This window comes from Dactylosporangium sp. McL0621 (assembly GCF_049995355.1).
Taxonomy (GTDB): Bacteria; Actinomycetota; Actinomycetes; order Mycobacteriales; family Micromonosporaceae; genus Dactylosporangium.
This window is the reverse complement of record NZ_CP188259.1, coordinates 8,817,808-8,837,225: the sequence shown is the minus strand read 5'-3', so window position 1 is coordinate 8,837,225 and position 19,418 is coordinate 8,817,808. Positions and strand designations below refer to the sequence as shown.

The 19,418-nt window shown below is 73.2% G+C and carries 16 protein-coding genes, 1 pseudogene and 1 riboswitch; of the genes and pseudogenes, 7 read left to right on the top strand and 10 right to left on the bottom strand.

The features are described from left to right. The first annotated feature begins 26 nt into the window (after positions 1-26). Positions 27-1,046, top strand: a complete 1,020-nt coding sequence (locus ACPPVO_RS41915; RefSeq protein WP_426504138.1) for a hypothetical protein — start codon at positions 27-29, stop codon at positions 1,044-1,046. A gap of 270 nt (positions 1,047-1,316) precedes the next feature. Here ACPPVO_RS41915 and ACPPVO_RS41910 read toward each other — a convergent pair whose 3' ends face one another. The 4 genes and pseudogenes from ACPPVO_RS41910 to ACPPVO_RS41895 form a co-directional block, all read right to left on the bottom strand. Continuing rightward, on the bottom strand, positions 1,317-1,922 hold the full coding sequence (locus ACPPVO_RS41910; protein ID WP_426504137.1) for a class I SAM-dependent methyltransferase: 606 nt from the start codon (positions 1,920-1,922) through the stop codon (positions 1,317-1,319). Then, positions 1,915-2,598, bottom strand: coding sequence for an AAA family ATPase (locus ACPPVO_RS41905; protein WP_426504136.1), 684 nt, complete (start codon positions 2,596-2,598; stop codon positions 1,915-1,917). The genes ACPPVO_RS41910 and ACPPVO_RS41905 overlap by 8 nt, the downstream gene beginning before the upstream one ends. Beyond that, positions 2,595-3,341 carry a nucleotidyltransferase domain-containing protein gene (locus ACPPVO_RS41900; protein WP_426514788.1) on the bottom strand — a complete coding sequence of 249 codons (747 nt, stop codon included), beginning with the start codon at positions 3,339-3,341 and terminating at the stop codon, positions 2,595-2,597. Before ACPPVO_RS41900 ends, ACPPVO_RS41905 begins: the two co-directional genes overlap by 4 nt. 48 nt (positions 3,342-3,389) lie before the next feature. Beyond that, positions 3,390-4,043: pseudogene (locus ACPPVO_RS41895) on the bottom strand (nucleotidyltransferase domain-containing protein); the annotation flags it as partial. Between the two features lie 34 nt (positions 4,044-4,077). Next, a riboswitch (glycine riboswitch) is annotated at positions 4,078-4,171 on the top strand. Between the two features lie 71 nt (positions 4,172-4,242). On the opposite strand from ACPPVO_RS41895, the gene gcvP reads away from it, so the two are divergent. Next, entirely contained in the window at positions 4,243-7,068 is a 2,826-nt protein-coding gene (gene gcvP, locus ACPPVO_RS41890; RefSeq protein ID WP_426504135.1) for an aminomethyl-transferring glycine dehydrogenase, read from the top strand. A 21-nt stretch (positions 7,069-7,089) separates the two neighbouring features. Here the strand turns inward: gcvP and ACPPVO_RS41885 are convergent, their stop codons facing one another. Further along, positions 7,090-7,305 (bottom strand): DUF5999 family protein, encoded by a 216-nt coding sequence (locus tag ACPPVO_RS41885; RefSeq protein WP_360388301.1) that lies wholly within the window; start codon positions 7,303-7,305, stop codon positions 7,090-7,092. 133 nt (positions 7,306-7,438) lie between these two features. On the opposite strand from ACPPVO_RS41885, the gene ACPPVO_RS41880 reads away from it, so the two are divergent. Beyond that, a complete protein-coding gene (locus ACPPVO_RS41880) occupies positions 7,439-8,755 on the top strand; it encodes a chorismate-binding protein (protein ID WP_426504134.1) in 1,317 nt (438 codons plus the stop codon). A gap of 328 nt (positions 8,756-9,083) precedes the next feature. Here ACPPVO_RS41880 and ACPPVO_RS41875 read toward each other — a convergent pair whose 3' ends face one another. Next, positions 9,084-10,331, bottom strand: coding sequence for an MFS transporter (locus ACPPVO_RS41875; RefSeq protein WP_426504133.1), 1,248 nt, complete (start codon positions 10,329-10,331; stop codon positions 9,084-9,086). Between the two features lie 120 nt (positions 10,332-10,451). Here ACPPVO_RS41875 and ACPPVO_RS41870 point away from each other — a divergent pair, with 120 nt between their 5' ends. Continuing rightward, positions 10,452-11,117 (top strand): hypothetical protein, encoded by a 666-nt coding sequence (locus ACPPVO_RS41870; RefSeq protein WP_426504132.1) that lies wholly within the window; start codon positions 10,452-10,454, stop codon positions 11,115-11,117. Positions 11,118-12,035: 918 nt separating this feature from the next. On the opposite strand, the gene ACPPVO_RS41865 is transcribed toward ACPPVO_RS41870, so the two are convergent. From ACPPVO_RS41865 to ACPPVO_RS41855, 3 genes are read right to left on the bottom strand one after another with little or no spacing between them, the layout of a single operon-like run. Continuing rightward, positions 12,036-14,063 (bottom strand): prolyl oligopeptidase family serine peptidase, encoded by a 2,028-nt coding sequence (locus ACPPVO_RS41865; RefSeq protein WP_426504131.1) that lies wholly within the window; start codon positions 14,061-14,063, stop codon positions 12,036-12,038. 4 nt (positions 14,064-14,067) lie between these two features. Next, positions 14,068-14,199, bottom strand: a complete 132-nt coding sequence (locus ACPPVO_RS41860; RefSeq protein WP_426504130.1) for a hypothetical protein — start codon at positions 14,197-14,199, stop codon at positions 14,068-14,070. Continuing rightward, positions 14,184-15,155, bottom strand: coding sequence for an EAL domain-containing protein (locus ACPPVO_RS41855; protein WP_426504129.1), 972 nt, complete (start codon positions 15,153-15,155; stop codon positions 14,184-14,186). The genes ACPPVO_RS41860 and ACPPVO_RS41855 overlap by 16 nt, the downstream gene beginning before the upstream one ends. A 96-nt stretch (positions 15,156-15,251) precedes the next feature. Here ACPPVO_RS41855 and ACPPVO_RS41850 point away from each other — a divergent pair, with 96 nt between their 5' ends. Then, positions 15,252-15,845 (top strand): TetR family transcriptional regulator, encoded by a 594-nt coding sequence (locus ACPPVO_RS41850; protein ID WP_426504128.1) that lies wholly within the window; start codon positions 15,252-15,254, stop codon positions 15,843-15,845. A 464-nt stretch (positions 15,846-16,309) separates the two neighbouring features. Next, positions 16,310-17,068, top strand: coding sequence for an alpha/beta fold hydrolase (locus ACPPVO_RS41845; RefSeq protein ID WP_426504127.1), 759 nt, complete (start codon positions 16,310-16,312; stop codon positions 17,066-17,068). A gap of 313 nt (positions 17,069-17,381) precedes the next feature. Here ACPPVO_RS41845 and ACPPVO_RS41840 read toward each other — a convergent pair whose 3' ends face one another. Then, entirely contained in the window at positions 17,382-18,323 is a 942-nt protein-coding gene (locus ACPPVO_RS41840; RefSeq protein WP_426504126.1) for an ArsR/SmtB family transcription factor, read from the bottom strand. A 55-nt stretch (positions 18,324-18,378) separates the two neighbouring features. On the opposite strand from ACPPVO_RS41840, the gene ACPPVO_RS41835 reads away from it, so the two are divergent. Beyond that, positions 18,379-19,359 carry an aldo/keto reductase gene (locus ACPPVO_RS41835; protein ID WP_426504125.1) on the top strand — a complete coding sequence of 327 codons (981 nt, stop codon included), beginning with the start codon at positions 18,379-18,381 and terminating at the stop codon, positions 19,357-19,359. Positions 19,360-19,418: the final 59 nt, after the last annotated feature.

The following is a 19,418-nucleotide window of genomic DNA, read 5'->3' as shown; positions in this document are numbered from 1 at the left end:
GCCCCGGCCGGGTAGCGTCGCGCCCCATGAGGCGGACGATCGCCGTTGTTCTGGCATTGGTACTGCAGGGCTGCTCGCACTCCGCGACCCGGCCCCCGGCCCCGCCGCCTTCGGCGGAGGCGTCGGCCCTCCCGGCCGCCGAAGGCGCGCTCGGGGCCGCGCCGGCGTCCGCGTCCGCGTCGCCCGCCAAGGCCGGCCCGTGCACCATCTTCCCGGCCGACAACGTCTGGCACGCCGACGTCTCCAAGCTCCCGGTACACCGGGACTCGGCCTCCTGGGTCGCGAGCATCGGCGCCGCCGCGCACGCCCACCCCGACTTCGGCACCACGTTCGGCATCCCGGTGACGAGCGTCCCGGCGGGCCAGGCCGGGGTGAAGGTCACCTTCGAGTACGCCGGCGAGAGCGACCCCGGCCCCTACCCGATCCCGCGCAACGCCCGCGTCGAGGGCGGCGCCGGCGCCGGCGGCGACCGGCACGTGATCGTCCAGGACACCGCGGCCTGCAAGGCGTACGAGCTCTACAACGCCACCGCGCAGGGCGACGGCAGCTGGAAGGCGGGCTCCGGCGCGGTGTACGACCTGCGCGGCAACGCCCTGCGCAAGAGCGGCTGGACCTCGGCCGACGCCGCGGGCCTGCCGATCCTGCCCGGCCTGCCCCGGGCCGACGAGGCCGCCGCGGGGAGGATCGACCACGCGATCCGGTTCACGGCGCCGAAGACCCGCAAGGCCTTCGTCTGGCCGGCCCGCCACGCCGCGTCCGACGCCACCGACGCGGCCCTGCCGCCGATGGGCGCCCGGTTCCGGCTCAAGGCGTCGGTCGACATCTCGAAGTACCCGCCGCAGGCCCGGGCGGTGGCGCAGGCGCTGAAGACGTACGGCGCGATCCTGGCCGACAACGGCTCCCCGTGGTACTTCACCGGCACCGAGGACGCGAAGTGGAGCAACACCCAGCTCGACGCGCTCAAGGCGCTCAAGGGCTCCGACTTCGAGGCCGTCGACTCGTCGCTGCTGATGGTCGACCCCAACTCGGCCCGCTGCCGCCCGTGACGGGCTGAGTCCACCGTGTGACCCGCAAGGCTTCCTGCACCGCTCGGAGTCGCTCGCGGCCGCGCACCCACCTCGGCTGGGCGCCACCGCTCCAAGCCCCGACGGCGCCGACCGATGCCCGCGCCGCGGACATGACCGCCGTTAACCGATCGGACGCCGCCGTAAACGCGGTCCTTCTGCATGCTGCCCGCCGCCACAACGCGGCTGGCGTGTTCGCCCGGGTGTTCAGCCTGGGCGATGACACGGACGCGGTCGCCCGGAAGGCACGGGCTAGTGGATCAGGGCGATCGTGAAGTCGGCGCCCTGGGGGTGGTAGGCGTGGTCGATCCGCCAGCGGTCGGTCAGGGCGGCGGCGAAGCGGCCCAGGACCGACGGGTCGGCGTACAGCTCGTCCTCGGCCCGGGCGGCGTCCGGGCGCTGGGCGCTGAGGAAGTTCGCGGCCACGGCCCGCCAGGAAATGTCGTACGCCTGTTCTAAAGTGTCGAGGTAGTAGAGCGGGTCGTCCGGGTCGGCGAACTGGAAGATGCCGCTGGCGAACACGTAGTCGTGGCGGCCCGGGGGCGGGGCGCCCAGGGGCAGCCGGGAGACGTTGGGGACGCCGCGGGCGGCGGCGCGCTCCACCATGCGGGGGTCCAGGTCGACGCCGGTGTACTGGAACGGGAGGTTCATGCGGCGGAGGTGGAAGTACAGGTCGCCGGGGCCGCAGCCCCAGTCGAGCACGGTGCCGCCCGCGTAGCCGGCGGCGCGGGTGAGGGCCTCGAAGCGGACGCGCTGGAGTGCCTCGCTGCCCCAGCCGGCCACCCGCCACGGGGGGCCGTCCAGCCCGGCGTGGAAGGCGGCGATGCGGTGGGCGCGGTCCTGCGGGGGCTCAGTCATGGAACGGCCGCGCCCGGGCGAGGATCGCGTCGACGGTCTCGGGCGGCGACTGGTCGGACGTGTCCAGCCACAGGCCGATGCGCGGGGTGCGCTCGCGCAGCTCGGCGTCCAGGGACTCGACGGTCCAGCCGTGCTGGTCGTAGGCGGACTTCGGGCGGTCCGACTCGCGGTCCGGCTCGTGGGCGGGCGCGACGGTCCGGCCGTGCGGGTCGTAGGCGAACTTCGGGCGGTCCGACTCGCGGCCCGGATCGTGGGCCGGCGCGGCGGTCCAGCCGTGCGGGTCGTAGGCGGACTTCGCGCGGCCCGATTCGCGGGCCGCCACGGCGGAGGGGGTGGGGGCGAGCACGACGACGAACAGGGGGCGGGCCCGGATCGCGGCGACCATGGCCGGCAGGTGGGCCCCGAGGACCACGTCCTGCGCGACCACCGTGAAGCCGGCCTCGTGGTAGGGGTCGGCGGCGCCCGCGGTCAGGCGGTGGCGCAGGGCGAGCTGGGCGGCGGCCTCGGCGCTCGGGGCCGGCGTCATGTCGGCGCGGCCGTTGACGACCATGCGGCGGAAGGCGTCGCCGCGCAGGTGCACCGAGCGGGGGAGGCGCTCGGCCAGCGCCTGGGCGACCGTCGACTTGCCCGATGCCGGGATGCCCGTGATCAGGTACACGGCCGGGGCCGCCGTCATCGGGACAGCCGGGTGCGGATCAGCAGGTCGTTCAGGGCCGGGGCGGCCGACGGTGCCGCGGGGAGCTTCGACGCGTCCCGGGCCGCCTCCAGCTCCGCGGTCAGCCTCGCCACGTCCGCGGCCAGGCGGGCCGGGGACACCAGGGACTCGGGCAGGGCGTGGTGCTCGCCGGCCTTCTTGGCCTCGATGAGGTCCGGGACGTACGGCAGGGTGTTGAGCACCCGCAGGTCGGCCTCGACCTCGCCGGTGCGCATGAGGTGGATGCCGGTGTGCAGGACGCGCAGCGTGTAGAGGGCCGGCTTCAGCTCGCCCGTCTTCGAGTACAGCAGCCACTGGCCCGAGGCGAAGCCCAGGTAGTGGCGGGCGTGCTCCGGGGTCAGGCAGTGCGGGGCCAGGGCCTTGAGCTGCTCGTGCAGCGGCGACGTGCGCACGAGCAGCGGGGAGAGCAGCTGCTCGAGGACGTAGCCGTTCGGGCGCAGCAGCAGGCGGATGAACTTCGCCAGCTCCTGGCTCACCACGTCGAGCTCCATGCCCTCCCGCACGCCGCCCGACTCGACCGTGTCGGGGCCGGTCTCCAGGCCTACCACCTCGTCCAGCGGCAGGATGTGGCACGCGCGCAGGTCGAGGTCCGAGTCGACGGACGCGAAGCCGTACAGGTGGGCGCCGCTCACGGTGGCGAACGCGAGCGGGTAGGGGTGCTCGTCGGCCACCTCGCCGGCCCAGGCCGGGATGCCGTCCGGGATCGGGGGAGGAGCGGCCGGGGCGGGCTCCCGCGGTACCGCCGCCGGGGCCCGCAAGGCGAGCAGGAAGCGCTCCACGGCGGCGCGGTCCGGCTCCTCCGGCAGCTTCGACTCCGACTCCGCGTAGGCGAGGTCGGCGGACAGGGCGGCCGCCAGGGCCTGGAACTCCTCCCAGCTCAGCTCGCCCCGGCGGATCGCCAGGAGCTCGTCGCGCCGGGCGGACACGTCGACCAGGACCTCGCCGGTGCGCAGCACGTGGGCGCCCGCGCGCAGCAGGCGGGCCATGTGCATCGCCTGCTTCCAGCGCACCTCGCCGGTGCGAGCGCGGACCGACGTGAGCTTGTTGAGCTGGTCGCGGGCGTAGTCGCCGTAGGTGTGGGCCGCGCGGCGGGACAGGAACGCCGGGCGCAGGTCCAGCAGCGCCCGGCCGGCGTCGGTGACGTGCTCGACCAGGGGCGAGGACAGGCACTCCCACACCGTCGGGTTCGCGGCCAGGGCCAGGGTGCAGGCCCGCTCGACCTCCCACGAGAACTCCTCCGGCCGCGGGCCCTCCACGTGCGTGGGCGGCTTGTCGAGGGACCAGAAGGCGTCGGTGGGCGCCTGGAACACGCCCCGGCGGTCGGTGTCGGAGGCCGGGCCGTCGAGCCCGTACGCCCGGGAGCCGACGACCGCCGAGTAGATCGTGTGCTTCGCCACGATGGTCAAGTCCTGCACAGTTGGTAGGGTAGGCGTGCCGGCAATACCCGCGTGGGAGAGACCGCTGAGCACGTCAGCGGCGCCGAAGGGGCAAATCCTCCCCGGAACCTCTCAGGCAAAAGGACCGCTGCGGGTTGGCACCTCTGGAGTCTTCGACAGAGGGGGAGGAGCGCGTCCGCCCCTGCCCCGAGACCCAGAGAGTGCGCCCATGACCAGTTTTGCCGCGCGGCACATCGGCCCGAGCGCCGATGAGCAGGCCCGCATGCTCAAGACCGTCGGGTACGAGACGGTCGAGGACCTCATGACCGCCGCCATCCCGGGCTCGATCCGCTGGCACCAGCCGCTCGACCTGCCGCTCGCCGCGTCCGAGGCCGAGGTCCTGGCCGAGCTGCGGGCGCTCGCGGCGGCGAACCGGCCGCTCGTGTCGATGATCGGCCTCGGGTACTACGGCACGCACACGCCGCCGGTGATCCTGCGCAACGTGCTCGAGGACCCGTCGTGGTACACGGCCTACACGCCGTACCAGCCGGAGATCTCCCAGGGGCGGCTCGAGGCACTGCTGAACTTCCAGACGGTCGTCGCCGACCTGACCGGGCTGCCCGTCGCCGGGGCGTCGCTGCTCGACGAGGCGACCGCGGCCGCGGAGGGTATGACGCTCGCCCGGCGCTCCTCCAAGGTCAAATCTGAGGTGTACGTCGTCGACGCCGACGTGCTGCCGCAGACCCTCGCCGTCATCCGGACCCGCGCCGAACCGCTCGGCATCGAGGTGCGCGTGCTCGACCTGGCCGCCGAGGAGCTGCCCGAGGCGTTCTTCGGGCTGCACCTGCAGTACCCCGGCGCCTCCGGAGCCGTGCGCGACCACGAGGCCCTGATCGCGCTCGCCCACGAGCGGGGCGCGATCGTCACCGTCGCCGCCGACCTGCTCGCCCTGTGCGTGCTGCGCGAGCCCGGCGCGATCGGGGCCGACGTCGCCGTCGGCAGCGCCCAGCGCCTCGGCGTGCCGATGGGCTTCGGCGGCCCGCACGCCGGCTACATCTCGGTCCGCCAGGGCCTCGAGCGCACCCTGCCCGGCCGTCTGGTCGGCGTGTCCCGCGACGCCGCCGGCGCCCCCGCTTACCGCCTCGCGCTGCAGACCCGCGAGCAGCACATCCGCCGCGAGAAGGCGACCAGCAACATCTGCACCGCGCAGGTGCTGCTCGCCGTGACCTCCAGCATGTACGCCGTCTACCACGGCCCCGACGGGCTGCGTGAGATCGCGGCGCGGACCCACGACATGGCGGTGCGCCTCGCCGCGGGGCTGCGGGCGGGCGGGGTGGCCACCGAGCACGGGGCCTTCTTCGACACGGTGACCGCGGTGGTACCCGGCCAGGCCGGACCGATCGTCGAGGCGGCCGCGGCCCGCGGGATCAACCTGCGCCGCGTCGACGCCGACCGGGTCGGCATCGCCTGCGACGAGACCACGACCTTCGGGCACCTGCGCGACGTGCTCGCCGCCTTCGGCCTGTCCCACGTCGACGTCACCGAGCTCGACACGACCGACGCGGTCCCGGCCGGCCTGCGCCGGGCGTCGGCCTACCTCACGCACCCGGTGTTCGGCACGCACCGCTCCGAGACGGCGATGCTGCGGTACCTGCGCCGGCTCTCCGACAAGGACTACGCGCTCGACCGCGGCATGATCCCGCTGGGCTCCTGCACCATGAAGCTCAACGGGACCACCGAGATGGAGCCGATCACCTGGCCCGAGTTCGCCAACGTCCACCCGTTCGCGCCCGTCTCGCAGACCCAGGGGTACCGCCGGCTGATCGGCGACCTCGAGCGCTGGCTCGGCGAGGTCACCGGCTACGACGCGGTGAGCCTGCAGCCCAACGCCGGGTCGCAGGGCGAGCTCGCGGGGCTGCTGGCGATCCGGGCGTACCACCGCGACCGGGGCGACACCGGCCGCGACATGTGCCTGATCCCGTCCAGCGCGCACGGCACCAACGCGGCCAGCGCGGTCATGGCCGGCATGCGCGTCGCGGTCGTGGCCTGCGACGAGCTCGGCAACGTCGACCTCGCCGACCTGGACCGCAAGATCGAGCAGCACCGGGACCGCCTGGCCGCCATCATGGTCACGTACCCGTCGACGCACGGGGTGTACGAGACCGGCATCTCCGAGCTGTGCGGGAAGGTCCACGAGGCCGGCGGGCAGGTCTACGTCGACGGCGCGAACCTCAACGCGCTGCTCGGCTTCGCCAAGCCCGGCAAGTTCGGCGCCGACGTGTCGCACCTCAACCTGCACAAGACCTTCTGCATCCCGCACGGCGGCGGCGGCCCCGGCGTCGGCCCGGTCGCGGTCCGCGCCCACCTGGCCAAGTTCCTGCCCTCGCACCCGTTCCTGGGCGCCGACGCGCCGGTCGGCCCGGTGTCGGCGGCGCCGTTCGGCTCGGCCGGCATCCTGCCGATCCCGTGGGCGTACCTGCGGCTGATGGGCCCCGACGGCCTGGCGAAGGCGACGGCGGTCGCGGTGCTGGCGGCCAACTACGTGGCGGCCCGGCTGCGCGAGCACTACCCGGTGCTGTACAGCGGGGCGGAGCACCTCGTGGCGCACGAGTGCATCCTCGACCTGCGGGGGATCACGCGGGCCAGCGGCGTGACGGTCGCCGACGTGGCGAAGCGGCTCATCGACTACGGCTTCCACGCCCCGACGATGTCGTTCCCGGTGACCGGGACGCTCATGGTCGAGCCGACCGAGAGCGAGGACCTGGGGGAGCTGGACCGGTTCTGCGACGCGATGATCGCGATCAAGGGGGAGATCGACCGGGTGGCGGCGGGCGAATGGCCGGCCGGCGACAACCCGCTCGTGCACGCCCCGCACACGGCGGAGGTGGTCACGGCCGACGAGTGGTCGCACGCCTACTCGCGGTCGGTGGCGGCGTATCCGAGCGCCGCGGCGCGCGAGGCGAAGTACTGGCCGCCGGTGCGCAGGATCGACGACAGCTACGGCGACCGGAACCTCGTCTGCGCGTGTCCCCCGGCCTCCGCTTACGAAGAGTAATCTCCCCGTAGCTACGGACTGTTACCGCGGCGCGGCGCCCACGAGGGTGTGCGGCGCCCAGCCGCGGTGCGGCTCGATCACGGAGCAATCGGGCAGAAGCTCGCCGGTGTCCTCGAAGACGATCACGCCGTTGCAGAGGAGGCTCCAGCCCTGTTCGGGGTGGCTCGCGGCGACGCGGGCGGCTTCGCGGTCGATGTCTTCGGCGGTGGGACAGGAGGGCTGGTGCTGGCAGAGCATCGGGGGTCTCCGATTTGAGAGGTTCAGTTGAGGCCTGTGTGGTTCTTCACATGACCAGTGATGCACGCTACTACGGCCAACGACACTATTCCGAACATGTGACGGCACAACTTGGGGATAATCCACCCTTCGTATGAGCACACTAGGACCGGTTGTCCGGTACGCGCCCGGGACTGTGGATCTTCATCCGCCCGGGCTACCCGACGCGTGTCGGGGGCGCAACTGGGAGCGCTCCCGGGTTGAATGGTACGCGCGGGACGGTGGAGACCCACTTCAATTACTTACCGAGTTCGCCGCGTTGCACGGCGTAAATGTCGCCGACATTTCGGCGTCACCCACCGTCACCGATGCGTTCACCTGTGGGATTTCGGTCCTCCTGTCGCCACCCTCGGTAACACCCTCGCCGACACCCTCCGTGCCGGATCTTGTGGCGATCGCGTACTCCCACGGCCCGCGGCGCTCACCCCGGGCCGGGAGCGCGGCGCGATCTGTCGGCTTTCCGTCACCTGGCTCCGTGAACGTTCCACCGCCGGGTCGTCCGGGTTCGAGGGCCTTGGCCGGATTTGCGACTTCTTCCGGCGGGCGCGACTCGGCGACCGCCCCGCCTTCGGGGATCGGCCCCTGGGCGCCGAGCTGGACCGAGGCGGAGCACGCCGCCGCCGTCGACGGCGTCCGCGCGGCCATCGCCCGCGGCGACGTGTACGTCGTCAACCTCGTCGGCCACGCGAGCGCCCCGTTCCCCGGCGACCCGGGCCCGGCCCTGGCCCGCGTCGCCGCCCTGCCGGGCGCCCGCTACGGCGGAGTACTGCGCGGCGACCGCTGGTGGCTCGCCTCGGCCAGCCCGGAGACCCTGGTCGCGGTGGCCGGCGGCCGCGCGGTGACCCGCCCCATCAAGGGCACCCGCCCGGCCACGCCGGAGGGCCGGGCCGACCTGCTCGCCTCGGCCAAGGAACGCGCCGAGCACGTGATGATCGTCGACCTCGAACGCAACGACCTGGGCCGCGTCGCCGAGGTCGGCTCCGTGCGGGTCGACGAGCTGTTCGCCCTGCGCCGCTGGTCCGGGCTGTGGCAGGCCGAGTCGACGGTGAGCGCCCGGCCGGCAGCGGGCGTCGGCCTGGCCGAGCTGCTGGCCGCGGTCTGGCCGGGCGGCTCCGTGACGGGCGCGCCGAAGCGGGCCGCGATCGAGGTCGCGACGCGCCTGGAGCCGGTCGGCCGCGGCCCGAGCATGGGCGCCTGCGGCTGGATCGGCCACGGCGCGCCGGGCCCGGGGGCACCGTACGGCCGCGTCGAGATCGACCTCGGCCTCACGATCCGGACCGTGGCGGTCGCGGACGGTCGCGCGCACCTGTGGGCCGGCGGCGGCATCGTCTGGGACAGCGACCCGGCCGCCGAGGTCGCCGAGGCCGCGGCGAAGGCGGCCCCCATCAAACGGGCCCTTCGCGGTTCCTGAGCTCTTACGCCGCCGCCAGGGCCACGTCTTCGGCCGCGACCCGGCGGCGTGTCGAGCTTTACGCCGTGGCCAGGGCCACGTCTTCGGCCGCGGCCCGGCGGCGTGTCGAGCTTTACGCCGTGGCCAGGGCCACGTCTTCGGCCGCGGCCCGGCGGCGTGTCGAGCTTTACGCCGTGGCCAGGGCCACGTCTTCGGCCGCGACCCGGCGGCGTGTCGAGCTTTACGCCGTGGCCAGGGCCACGTCTTCGGCCGCGGCCCGGCGGCGTGTCGAGCTTTACGCCGTGGCCAGGGCCACGTCTTCGGCCGCGGCCCGGCGGCGTGTCGAGCTTTACGCCGTGGCCAGGGCCACGTCCTCGGCCGCGACCCTCCGGCGCGTCGTGCGGCGGTACCGGTAGACCTGGACGGCGCCGACGGTCCACAGCAGGTACTGCACCGCGAACGCCCACCGGAACGCGCCAAGCGACGGGTGCTCGGCCCCAGGCGCGGTCTGCACGTCCAGCAGCACCCCGATCGAGACGATGAGCACGATCGACGCCGCGAAGCTGCCCACGTTCACGATCCCGGTCGCCCCGCCGATGCGGTCGGCCGGGTTGAACGAGCGCGCGTAGTCGAAGCCGATCATCGAGCCGGGCCCGTTGATCGTCAGCACCAGCACGAGCACCGTCAGCAGCCACAGCGGCGCCCGCCCCGGCCACACCAGCACCGCGGTCCAGGCCAGCGCGGACGAGCCGACGATCGCCAGCACGAGGGTCGAGCGGTGGTACGGCAGCCGCCCGCAGAAGTGCCCGACCACCGGCCCGAGCACGATGCCGCCGACGGTGAGCAGGGACAGCAGGACCGCCGCGACGCCGGGGTCCAGGCCCTCGCCCTGGGTCAGGAACGGGTACCCCCACAGCAGCGCGAACACCGAACCCGAGAACCCGGTCACGAAGTGCGTCCACAGCCCCAGCCGCGTGCCCGGGTGCTCCCACGAGTGCTTCAGCCCCAGCTCGCGCCGCGGCGCCTCCCGCTCCTCGGCGCGCACCGGCTGGTCCCGCAGCGCGGTCACGACCAGCAGCACGGCCGCGGCCCCGAGCCCGGCCGCGCCGAGGAACGTCGCCGTCCAGCCGGCGTGGTGCAGCAGGAGCACCAGCGGTACCGCCGAGGAAAGCGCCCCCAGCTGGCCGACCATGCCGGTCAGCTGCACCATCAGCGGGTTGCGGCGCGGCGGGAACCACATCGCCACGATCCGCAGCACACTGATGAAGGTCATCGCATCACCGATGCCGATGAGCACCCGCGCCGCGATGGCCGTGCCGATGTCCCCGGCGAAGGCGAAGACGAGCTGCCCGGCGAGCATGAGCGCACCGCCGGCGGCGAGCAGGCGGCGGGAGCCGAACCGGTCCAGCAGCACGCCGACCGGGATCTGCATGCCCGCGTACACCGCCAGCTGGGCCACGGAGAGCATCGACAGCAGCGCAGTCCCGACGCCGAGACGCTGGGCGGCCTCGACCCCGGCGACGCCGAGCGAGGAGCGGTGGAAGACGGCAACGATGTACGCGAGGAGCCCGACGCTCCACATGAGGTAGCGGCGCATAACGCTGTCGACGCTATCGGTCCGCGGACGGAATCCGGGGTGACTGTGACGGCCCTCAACTGTGGGTTTGCAGACACCGCCTACGCTGTCGGGGTCTGCTTTGCCGTTTTGAGGACAGTCATGACCGAACTGACCGCCCTGACCGAGCGACCGATCGCGTGGGAGCACTCGGGCGACGGCGAGTTCCCGTACCACGCCGAGGTCGACGGCCGCACCCTGACCGTGCGGGTCAACGACTTCCCGGCGGAGCCGGTCTACACCCTCATCGTCGACGGCGCCGAGCTCGCCGACCTCGACGACTGGCCGCGGTCGTGGCGGCGGCCGCCGGTACCGAACCATCTGCTCGATCTGGTGGCCCGGCCCGTGACCACCGACCTGCTGGGCACGTGGGCCCGCCGCATCTGCGGCGTGACGACGGAGCACGCGGCGGAGGTGGCGGCGCTGCTGGGCCTGCCCGCCCCGACCCAGGACGACCTGGGCCGCCTCTTCGTCCAGCCGAGCCCGCCGGGCACCGCGTGGCTGCAGCTGTTCATGAACGACCGGGCTGGCCTGGCCACGGTGGAGATGCGCTTCGCGACGCCGTCACTGACGCGTGCGGACCTGGACTCGTGCTTCGGCCGCAGCGAGAACCTGCCGCGCGTCCACTGGGACTCCCCGCACGTGACCGCGCACCGCGTGACGACGCCGGACGCCCCGTTGTCGTGCACGCTGTTCGCGTACTTCCACGAGGACCCGACCCCGTCCTCGAGCACCTTCAAAATCTCCTTGCGCCGCGACCATCACTGAACGCGGTCGCGGGTGGCACGCAGCGCATCGGGGGCCAAGGTCGATTAGGCGGCGGGGCGTAGAATTAGGTTTGAATCGATGGACCGCCCGACCGACTCGTATGCCGTTCCGCAACTCCTGTCTCGACTCGCCTGAACGCATCGCCATCGACGGAACTCGCCGTCTTTCGGGGCGCGCGGGCGTCGGGCTGGTTGGACGCTCGGCCTCGGTTGGATCGCGCTCGTGGATTGTCTTGGATGTGCGGGCGGGGTCGGGGCCGTTCGCGGTGGAGTGGTGGACCGCCGGTGATCGCCACACCGGGATGCGGTGGTGTCGGGTCGCCTGTTGCGCGGAGGACGGCGCTGGGTCGCCTGCGGCGCGGGGCGCGGTCGGCCGGGTCGCCCGGGTTCGGGTTGTACGCGGTGCCGGGGTGGCACTGGGTCACCCCCCGGCGCGGGGCGCGGTGGGTCGGGTCGCCCGGGTTCGGGTTGTCCGCGGTTCCGAAGTAGTGCCGGATCACCTGCGGCGCGGTGCTGGGGTGGCGCCGGGTCACCCGAGGCGCTGGGGGCGGTGGTGCCGGGTCACCCGGGTCCGGGTTGCCGCGGTGCCGGGGTGGCGCTGGGTCACCGGCGGCGCGGCGCACGGTGGTGCCGGGTCGGCCGCCGTGCTCGGGACAGCGCTGGGCTCACCCGCGCGGCGTGCGATCCGGAGCTGTGGAGTCAGACGGTGTGAACCCGGCGCGGGGAGCAGCCCGAGTCCCACCGCACGTCGGACGGTTCGAAGCCATCCGCGCCGCAGGACGTGGCGGCGACGGATCACCCCGGCGCGCACGACGCGGCCAGCCTCGTCCCGGCACACCTTTTCGCGACCCGGGTGCGCTGGCGAAGATTTTGAGGGGGTTTGGGTGGAGCGAAGCTCCCCCAACGCGAGCGCAGCGAGCTAGGGAGACAGCCTGCGCCACAGGAATTCGAAGGCCAAGGACCATTTGAAGGCCATTTGGGAGTTGTCCGCTGCGCCGCCGTGGCCGCCCTCTATGTTTTCGTAGTACGTGACGTCCTTGGCGCGGTCTCGTAGCAGGGCCACCATTTTGCGCGCGTGGCCTGGGTGTACGCGGTCGTCTCGGGTTGACGTCGTTATCAGCGTCGGTGGGTACGGCACTGCGTCGCGTACGTTGTGGTACGGCGAGAACAGCGACAAGTATGCCCAGTCGTCGGGATTGTCCGGGTCGCCGTACTCGGCCATCCAGGACGCGCCGGCCAGGAGCAGGTGGTAGCGGCGCATGTCCAACAGGGGGACCGCGCACACGATCGCGCCGAACAGCTCCGGGTACCGGGTCAGCATCACGCCCATGAGCAGGCCGCCGTTCGAGCCGCCCTCGGCGCCCAGCTGTGCCCGCGTGGTGATGCCCCGCTCGACCAGGTCCGTCGCCACCGCGGCGAAGTCCTCGTAGGCGCGTGGGCGCTGCTCGCGCAGGGCGGCCCGGTGCCAGGCCGGGCCGTACTCGCCGCCGCCGCGGATGTTCGCCACCACGTAGGTGCCGCCCCGGGCCAGCCAGCCGCGGCCGATGATCGCGTTGTACGCCGGGACGCGCGACACCTCGAAGCCGCCGTAGCCGGACAGCAGGGTGGGGCCGGGGCCGGCGTCCGGGCGGCCGACCACGAAGTACGGGACCTGGGTGCCGTCGGCCGACGTGGCGAAGTACTGCCGGGTCTCGATGCCCTCGGCCGCGAAGTACGCCGGGCCCTGCTTGAGGATCGTGGGGGCCTGGGCCGAGCCGAGCACGCCGTGGCGCAGGGTCGGCGGGAGGGTGAAGCCCGAGGACAGCAGCAGGTACTGCTCGTCGGCGTCCGCGTTGGTCTGCCACACGTCGCTCTGGCCGAGGTCGTGGCCCAGGACGGAGCGCTGCCACTGGCCGCCGTCGAAGGTCAGCAGCTCCAGGCGGCTGCGCACGTCGGCCAGCAGTACCAGGATCAGGCCCGTCCGCGTCCACTCGGCGTAGCTCAGCGAGGTGTGCGGGTCGGGGCTGAACAGCGGCGTCAGGGTGCGCTCGCCGGCCAGGTAGGCGTCGAGGCGCGTCACCAGCAGCGTGCCCGCCGGGTGCGTCGCGCCCGCGACCGACCAGTCGGTGCGCACCCGCACGAGCAGCCACTCGCGGTGGATGTCGACCCCGGCGTCCTGCGGCACGTCCAGCTCGGTGAGCTCGCCGTCGATCAGGAGGTACCGCCGCGCGTTGAAAAAATCCGTCGCCTGCCGGATGAGCGCCCGGCGCCCGTCGACCGACGCGTCGGAGGTGGCCCGGACCGACACGTCGTCGGGGGAGCCCTCGAACACCACCGGGGCGTCGCCGACGGGCGTGCCGCGCCGCCACGCGCGCACCTGGCGCGGATAGCCCGACGACGTCATGGATCCGGGACCGGTGTCGGTACCGACGAACAGCGCGTCGGCGTCGATCCAGCTCACGCTGCTCTTCGCCTCGGGCAGCTCGAACCCGTCCTTGACGAACTCCAGCGAGTCGAGGTCGAACTCGCGCACTACCGACGCGTCGGCGCCGCCGCGCGACAGGGCGACCAGGCAGCGGTGCTCGCCGGCGAGCGGGCCGGTGCGCAGGTAGGTGGCGCCCTGCCAGACCCAGTTCTCGCCCTCGGCCTCGGCCAGCGCGTCCAGGTCGAGCACCGTCTGCCAGTCCGGGCGGTCGGTGCGGTACGACTCGAGGGTGGTGCGCCGCCACAGGCCGCGCTTGTTGGTGGCGTCCTTCCACAGGTTGTACACGCGCTCGCCGTGCCAGGCGATCATCGGGATGCGGTCGTCGGCGTCGAGCACCGCACGGATGCCCGCGTCGAGCTCGGTGAAGCGCTCACCGCCGGTCAGCGCGGCGACGGTCTCGGCGTTGCGCTGCCGTACCCAGGCCAGCGCCTCCGCGCCCTCGACGTCCTCGAGCCACAGGTACACATCGTCGTCTTCCGGCATCCGATCAGTCTGACCGAACCGCCACCGGTTCGCCCACCCGTTCCCGCGCCCGGAGGTTCTCGGCGAACGCGATCGCCGGCACGGCCTTGCCCCACAGCCAGCCCTGCGCGAGCGGTACCTTCAGCGCCGCCAGCACGTCGCGCTGGGCGTGGTCTCGACCCCCTCGGCGACCAAGGCGAGGTTGAGCGCGCTGCTCATCGCGACCACGGCCCGCACGATCTCCTCGTCCTCGAGGACGGCGCCGAGCCCGCCGACGAACGAGCGGTCGATCTTCACGCCGGTGACCGGGTGGCGGCGCAGGTACCCCAGCGCCGAGAAGCCGGTGCCGAAGTCGTCCACGGAGATGCGTACCCCGAGCTCGCGCAGGCGCAGCAGCAGCCGCTCGGTGACCTCGCCGCCCTCGACCATCACCGACTCGGTGATCATGGTGAAGCCGAGCTGGAACGGCAGGTCGAGCAGCGCCGGCCCGGTGACGCGGCCCTGGCGGTCGATGATGGCGTACCCGAGGTCGCCCGCGAAGATCGCCAGCATCATGGCGCCGAGGAACATGAACGACGGCTGGCGGATCGCGGTGGTGAACGCCAGGTTCACCCCGAGCAGGCCGATGACCACGTCGAGCAGCGGGTACAGCCCGGCCAGCACGCTCACGAGCAGCGGCCGGCCCGGGATCGCGGTCGCGGGCAGCACGAACAGCAGCGCGGAGGCGATCGCGGCGCCGATGCACCCGATCGACCCGTCGAGCAGGGCGTGGCGGTTGATGCCCCACCGGCTCAGGAACGTGGCCATGCCGGCGATCAGGCAGGCGAACCCGCACACGGCGAAGGCGTCGCCGAGCTGCGCGAGCGGGTACGGCCGGTCGGTCAGCAGGGCCCGGACGACCACGCCGACGAGGAAGAGCAGCGCGGCCGCGGTGAGCAGGCGCCAGGGCCGGCGGGGGCGCAGGTCGTGCAGGCGCGGGCCGAACGCCCAGGCCAGCGCGGACAGCCCGCCGACGAGCGGGAACGCCAGCCCGGGCCGGACATCGAAGGCCCACAGCGCGGTGGCCGCGGACCCGATCCCGAGCAGGCCGATCCACAGCCGGTCCCGCACCATGAGTCTTTGATCGGCGGTACCGGCGCGAAGCTGAGCTTAATTTATTGCGCGTTACGAAACCTTGCGGGTCACGCACTTTTTGCTACGCTGGGGGACATGGAACCGGGCGGCCTGCGCGAGCGCAAGAAGCAGGCGACGCGGCAGGCGCTGGCGCTGGCCGCGCTGCGCCTGAGCGTGGAGCGCGGCTTCGACGGCGTGCTCGTGGAGGACATCGCCGCCGAGGTCGGGGTGTCGCCGCGCACCTTCAACAACTACTTCTCGTCCAAGGCCGAGGCGATCTGTGGCCTGGCCGTGGACCGCGCCCACCGGGCCGGGGCGGCGCTGCGGGCCCGGCCCCCGGGCGAGCCGCTGCGCGCGGCGATCGAGGCGACGATGGTGGCCGAGTTCGCGGGCGGGGCGGTGCCGGAGCACGTGCCGGACCGCGTCTGGTTCGCCGGGCTGCGGATGGTGCTCGCGACGCCGGCGATGCAGGGCGAGTACCTGCGGGTGCGGGCGGCGATGCAGGAGGCGCTGTCGACGGCGATCGCGGACCGGCTGGGGCTGCCGCCGGCGTCGCTGCTGCCGGAGGTGGTGGGCGGCGCGGTGGCGGCCGCGTGCGATGCGGCGACGCATCGCTGGCTGCACGCGGATCCGCCGGTGCCCTTGCCGCCGCTGGTGGAGGAGGCCCTGCGCCACCTCGCGGAGTACTGATTCGCGGGGGTTTTCCACGAAAAGTCGGGCGCTCCGCGCCGCGACTTTTCGGACTTATGCCCTGCCGGGCGAAAAATGCGAAAAGTCCGATCACGAAGTGTCGGACTTTTCGTTCAGCGGTTCGGCACGCGGTCGGGCCGGCCCGCATAGGTCCGATCTAGGCCGTGGTGCCCGGCGGTCCGACGAGGGTCCGGCGGCTTGGTCGGGGCCTGCTGTTCGTCGGTCCGGCGGCAAGTGTCGGGGCTGTTGCTCGTCGGTCCGGCGCCAAGTGTCGGGGCTTGTTGCTCGTCGGTCGGCGGCAGGCATCGGGGCTTGTTGCTCGTCGGTCGGCGGCAGGAGTCGGGGCTTGTTGCTCGGCGGTCCTGCATACGGTCTGGCGGCGGTCTCCGGGCTTGCTGTTCGACAGGCCGGCGGACGTGTCGGGCGGCTTTCTGTTCAACGATCCTACGATCAAGGAGGACGGCATGACTCTGCACGTCGAGGTATCCGGGAGCGGACCGGCGCTCCTGCTCATCCCGGGCGGCGCCGGGGACGCGGCCACGTTCGGGCGGCTCGGGCCGGAGCTGTGCGGGGAGCGGACGATCGTGGCGTACGACCGGCGGGGGTTCAGCCGCAGCGGCGCACCGGCCCGCGAGCGGCGCTTCGACGTCGACGTCGACGACGCCGCCCGGCTCATCGATCTGCACGGCGGAGGGCGGGCCGACGTGTTCGGCAGCAGCTCCGGGGCGATCGTCGCGCTCGGGCTGGCCGAGCGGTTCCCGGGCAAGGTGCGGCGGGTCGTCGCGCACGAGCCGCCGCTGACCGTGATGGTCGGCGACGAGGCCGATCTGCGGGCCGGGTTCGACGACGTCGTCGCGGTGTTCCGGCGGTCGGGGGCCGGGGCCGGGATGCGCCGGTTCGGGGAGGTCACCGGGCTCGGGTACCGGGAGCCGCCGCGGGCCGCGTTGCCGCCCGCGGTGGCCGAGGTGCTGGACCGGATCGCCGGCAACGTGCCGTTCTGGATGGAGGAGGAGCTGCGGCAGTACACCGCGATCGTCCCCGGCCCCGCCGCCGTAGACGTGGTGGTGGCCGTCGGCGAGGCGTGGGAGCCGTTCCCGGCCCGGGCGGCCCGCGGGCTGGCCGCACGGCTGGGAACGGCGGCGGTGGTCTTCCCGGGCGGCCACGACGGCTACATCGAGCGGCCGGCCGAGTTCGCCGCCCGGCTCCTGGAGGTTCTGACCTAGTTTCCTAGGATGCGAAGCGGACGTGAGCTCGCTGGCAGTGCGGCAGCGAGGACGACGATCGCCGGCGGGGCCAGGCCTACCGCAACCGCACAGGCCGGGGTGGTCAGAGCACCGGACGGTCGCCGCCGCGCGCGAGCTGCCACACCGTCGCCGCCGCGGTCAGGGACGGGGTCAGGGCGGCCGTCCAGAGACGGGCCGCAGTCTGCACCAAAGACCAGAGGCGGGCCGTGGTCCGTACCCAAGGACCAGAGGCGGGCCGTGGTCCGTACCCAAGGACCAGAGGCGGGCCGCCGGAGTCGCCCCGGTCGCGCCGTCAGCCCAGGGTCGACAGGCGTTCGCCCAGGTCGGTGTGGCGGTAGTTCAGGCGGCGGCCCGCCCGCGCGGCCACGATCAGGCCCGCGTCCCGCAGCGCCGTCAGGTGGTGCGACGCCGTCGCCGGGGCCAGGCCCAGGCGCTCGGCCACGTCGCCGGTGCTCGCGGGCTCGGTCAGCAGGGTCAGCACCGCGGCCCGCGTCGAGCCCAGCAGGGCGGCCAGCGGCTCCGGCGGTGCGGCCGGGGCCGCGAACAGGGCGCCCAGCGCGCGCGGCGGGTACCACAGGGCGCGGCCCGCGACCGAGTCCATGATCCAGGCCTTGGTGCCGGTGAAGGCGGTCGGGAGCAGGAAGAGGGGGTGGCCGTCCAGGCTCCAGGACGGGTACTCGGTGTCCTTGAGGTAGTCCAGCTGCAGCGCGTCGGGGTTCCAGCGCATGCGCGGGTGCAGGTTCTCCAGCAGGCGGTGCGGGCCGGGGAAGGCGGCGGTGGTCGTGCGGTGGGCGATCTCGTTGTCGGCGGTCGCGCGCAGGCGGGGCCACAGGTCGGCGAGGGCCAGCCGGAAGTACCGCCGGATCTGGGTGATCAGCGGCGGCAGGAGGGCCGCGGGGTCGTCGAACGGGACGCCGCAGCCGGTGAGCTCGGCGGCTACGCGTTCGGGGTCGGTCGCGGCGATGGCCTCGAGCTCGGATTCGAGGGTGGGGCGGGCGGTGCGCGGTACCGGCGTCAGGAAGTCGGGGATGCCGCCCGCGGGTGTGGCGACGACGCGCCAGAAGACGTCGAGATCGTCGGTTCTGGTGCCCAGGCGGCTGCGCCAGCGGCTGTACGGCCAGGAGCCGTCGCGCACGGCGAGCGCGCTGGTCACGACCTCGGCCATCGGGGAGTGGGCGAAGCGCAGCCGGGTCAGGTCGTCGGGGGTGAGCTCGAGGCGCTTCACGCTGTCCATTCGAGCACGGTCGAACGGCTTCGGCCCAGGGTGGCGGCGGTCATAGCGTCGTGGCATGCGGTACACGAACCTGGGGCGCTCGGGACTGAAGGTGTCGCGGCTGGGCCTCGGCACCATGAACTTCGGCTGGCAGCTGGGTGAGGACGACAGCCACGCGATCCTCGACCGGGCGTTGGCCGAGGGCATCAACTTCGTCGACACGGCGGACATGTACGGGGCGCGTGACTACGAGGGGACCTCCGAGGCCTACATCGGCTCGTGGTTCGCGCGGACGGGGCGACGCGACGAGGTGGTGCTGGCGACGAAGGTGTACCAGCCGATGGGCGACGGCCCCAACGACCGGGGTTTGTCGGCGCGGCACATCGTGGCGGCGTGTGAGGCGTCGCTGCGGCGGCTGGGCACGGATCGCATCGACCTGTACCAGATGCACCACGTCGACCGGGGTACGCCGTGGGAGGAGATCTGGCAGGCGATGGACGTGCTGGTCGCGCAGGGGAAGGTGTTGTACGTCGGCAGCTCGAACTTCGCGGGCTGGCATCTGGCGGGCGCGCAGGCGGCGGCGATCCGGCGGCATTCGCTGGGGCTGGTGTCGGAGCAGCTGAAGTACAGCCTGATGACGCGGCATGTGGAGCTGGAGGTGGTGCCGGCGGCGCAGGCGCTGGGGATCGGGCTGCTGCCGTGGTCGCCGCTGGCGCAGGGGGTGCTGTCGGGGGCGCTGCGCAAGCACCGGGAGGGGGCGGCGGGGCGGACGACGAGCCACACGGCGGCGCGGGTGCTGGAGCACCGGGAGCTGCTGGAGCGGTACGAGGGGCTGTGTGACGATCTGGGGCTGCACCCGGCGGTGGTGGCGCTGGCGTGGCTGCTGGGGCGGCCGGGGGTGACGGCGCCGATCGTCGGGCCGCGTACGCCGGACCAGCTGGACCTGGCGCTGGTGGCGCTGGAGACGACGCTCGGCGATGACGCCGAGTCGCGGCTGAACGAGCTCTTCCCGCCGGTCGGCAACGGGGGACCAGGGCCGGAGGCTTGGGCCTGGTAGTTGTCATACCTTTGTTTTCGCAGCTCACCAGGGGTACGACCGGCTTTGGAAATCCTGTG

What these genes read in the sequence shown, in the direction of transcription:
- ACPPVO_RS41885 (WP_360388301.1), bottom strand. Translation starts at nt 7,305, where the DNA reads ATGCTCTGCCAGCACCAGCCCTCCTGTCCCACCGCCGAAGACATCGAC.
- ACPPVO_RS41865 (WP_426504131.1), bottom strand. Translation starts at nt 14,063, where the DNA reads ATGCCGGAAGACGACGATGTGTACCTGTGGCTCGAGGACGTCGAGGGC.
- ACPPVO_RS41855 (WP_426504129.1), bottom strand. Translation starts at nt 15,155, where the DNA reads ATGGTGCGGGACCGGCTGTGGATCGGCCTGCTCGGGATCGGGTCCGCG.
- ACPPVO_RS41875 (WP_426504133.1), bottom strand. Translation starts at nt 10,331, where the DNA reads ATGCGCCGCTACCTCATGTGGAGCGTCGGGCTCCTCGCGTACATCGTT.
- ACPPVO_RS41840 (WP_426504126.1), bottom strand. Translation starts at nt 18,323, where the DNA reads ATGGACAGCGTGAAGCGCCTCGAGCTCACCCCCGACGACCTGACCCGG.
- ACPPVO_RS41905 (WP_426504136.1), bottom strand. Translation starts at nt 2,598, where the DNA reads ATGACGGCGGCCCCGGCCGTGTACCTGATCACGGGCATCCCGGCATCG.
- ACPPVO_RS41835 (WP_426504125.1), top strand. Translation starts at nt 18,379, where the DNA reads ATGCGGTACACGAACCTGGGGCGCTCGGGACTGAAGGTGTCGCGGCTG.
- ACPPVO_RS41845 (WP_426504127.1), top strand. Translation starts at nt 16,310, where the DNA reads ATGACTCTGCACGTCGAGGTATCCGGGAGCGGACCGGCGCTCCTGCTC.
- ACPPVO_RS41880 (WP_426504134.1), top strand. Translation starts at nt 7,439, where the DNA reads ATGAGCACACTAGGACCGGTTGTCCGGTACGCGCCCGGGACTGTGGAT.
- ACPPVO_RS41910 (WP_426504137.1), bottom strand. Translation starts at nt 1,922, where the DNA reads ATGACTGAGCCCCCGCAGGACCGCGCCCACCGCATCGCCGCCTTCCAC.
- ACPPVO_RS41870 (WP_426504132.1), top strand. Translation starts at nt 10,452, where the DNA reads ATGACCGAACTGACCGCCCTGACCGAGCGACCGATCGCGTGGGAGCAC.
- ACPPVO_RS41850 (WP_426504128.1), top strand. Translation starts at nt 15,252, where the DNA reads ATGGAACCGGGCGGCCTGCGCGAGCGCAAGAAGCAGGCGACGCGGCAG.
- ACPPVO_RS41915 (WP_426504138.1), top strand. Translation starts at nt 27, where the DNA reads ATGAGGCGGACGATCGCCGTTGTTCTGGCATTGGTACTGCAGGGCTGC.
- gcvP (WP_426504135.1), top strand. Translation starts at nt 4,243, where the DNA reads ATGACCAGTTTTGCCGCGCGGCACATCGGCCCGAGCGCCGATGAGCAG.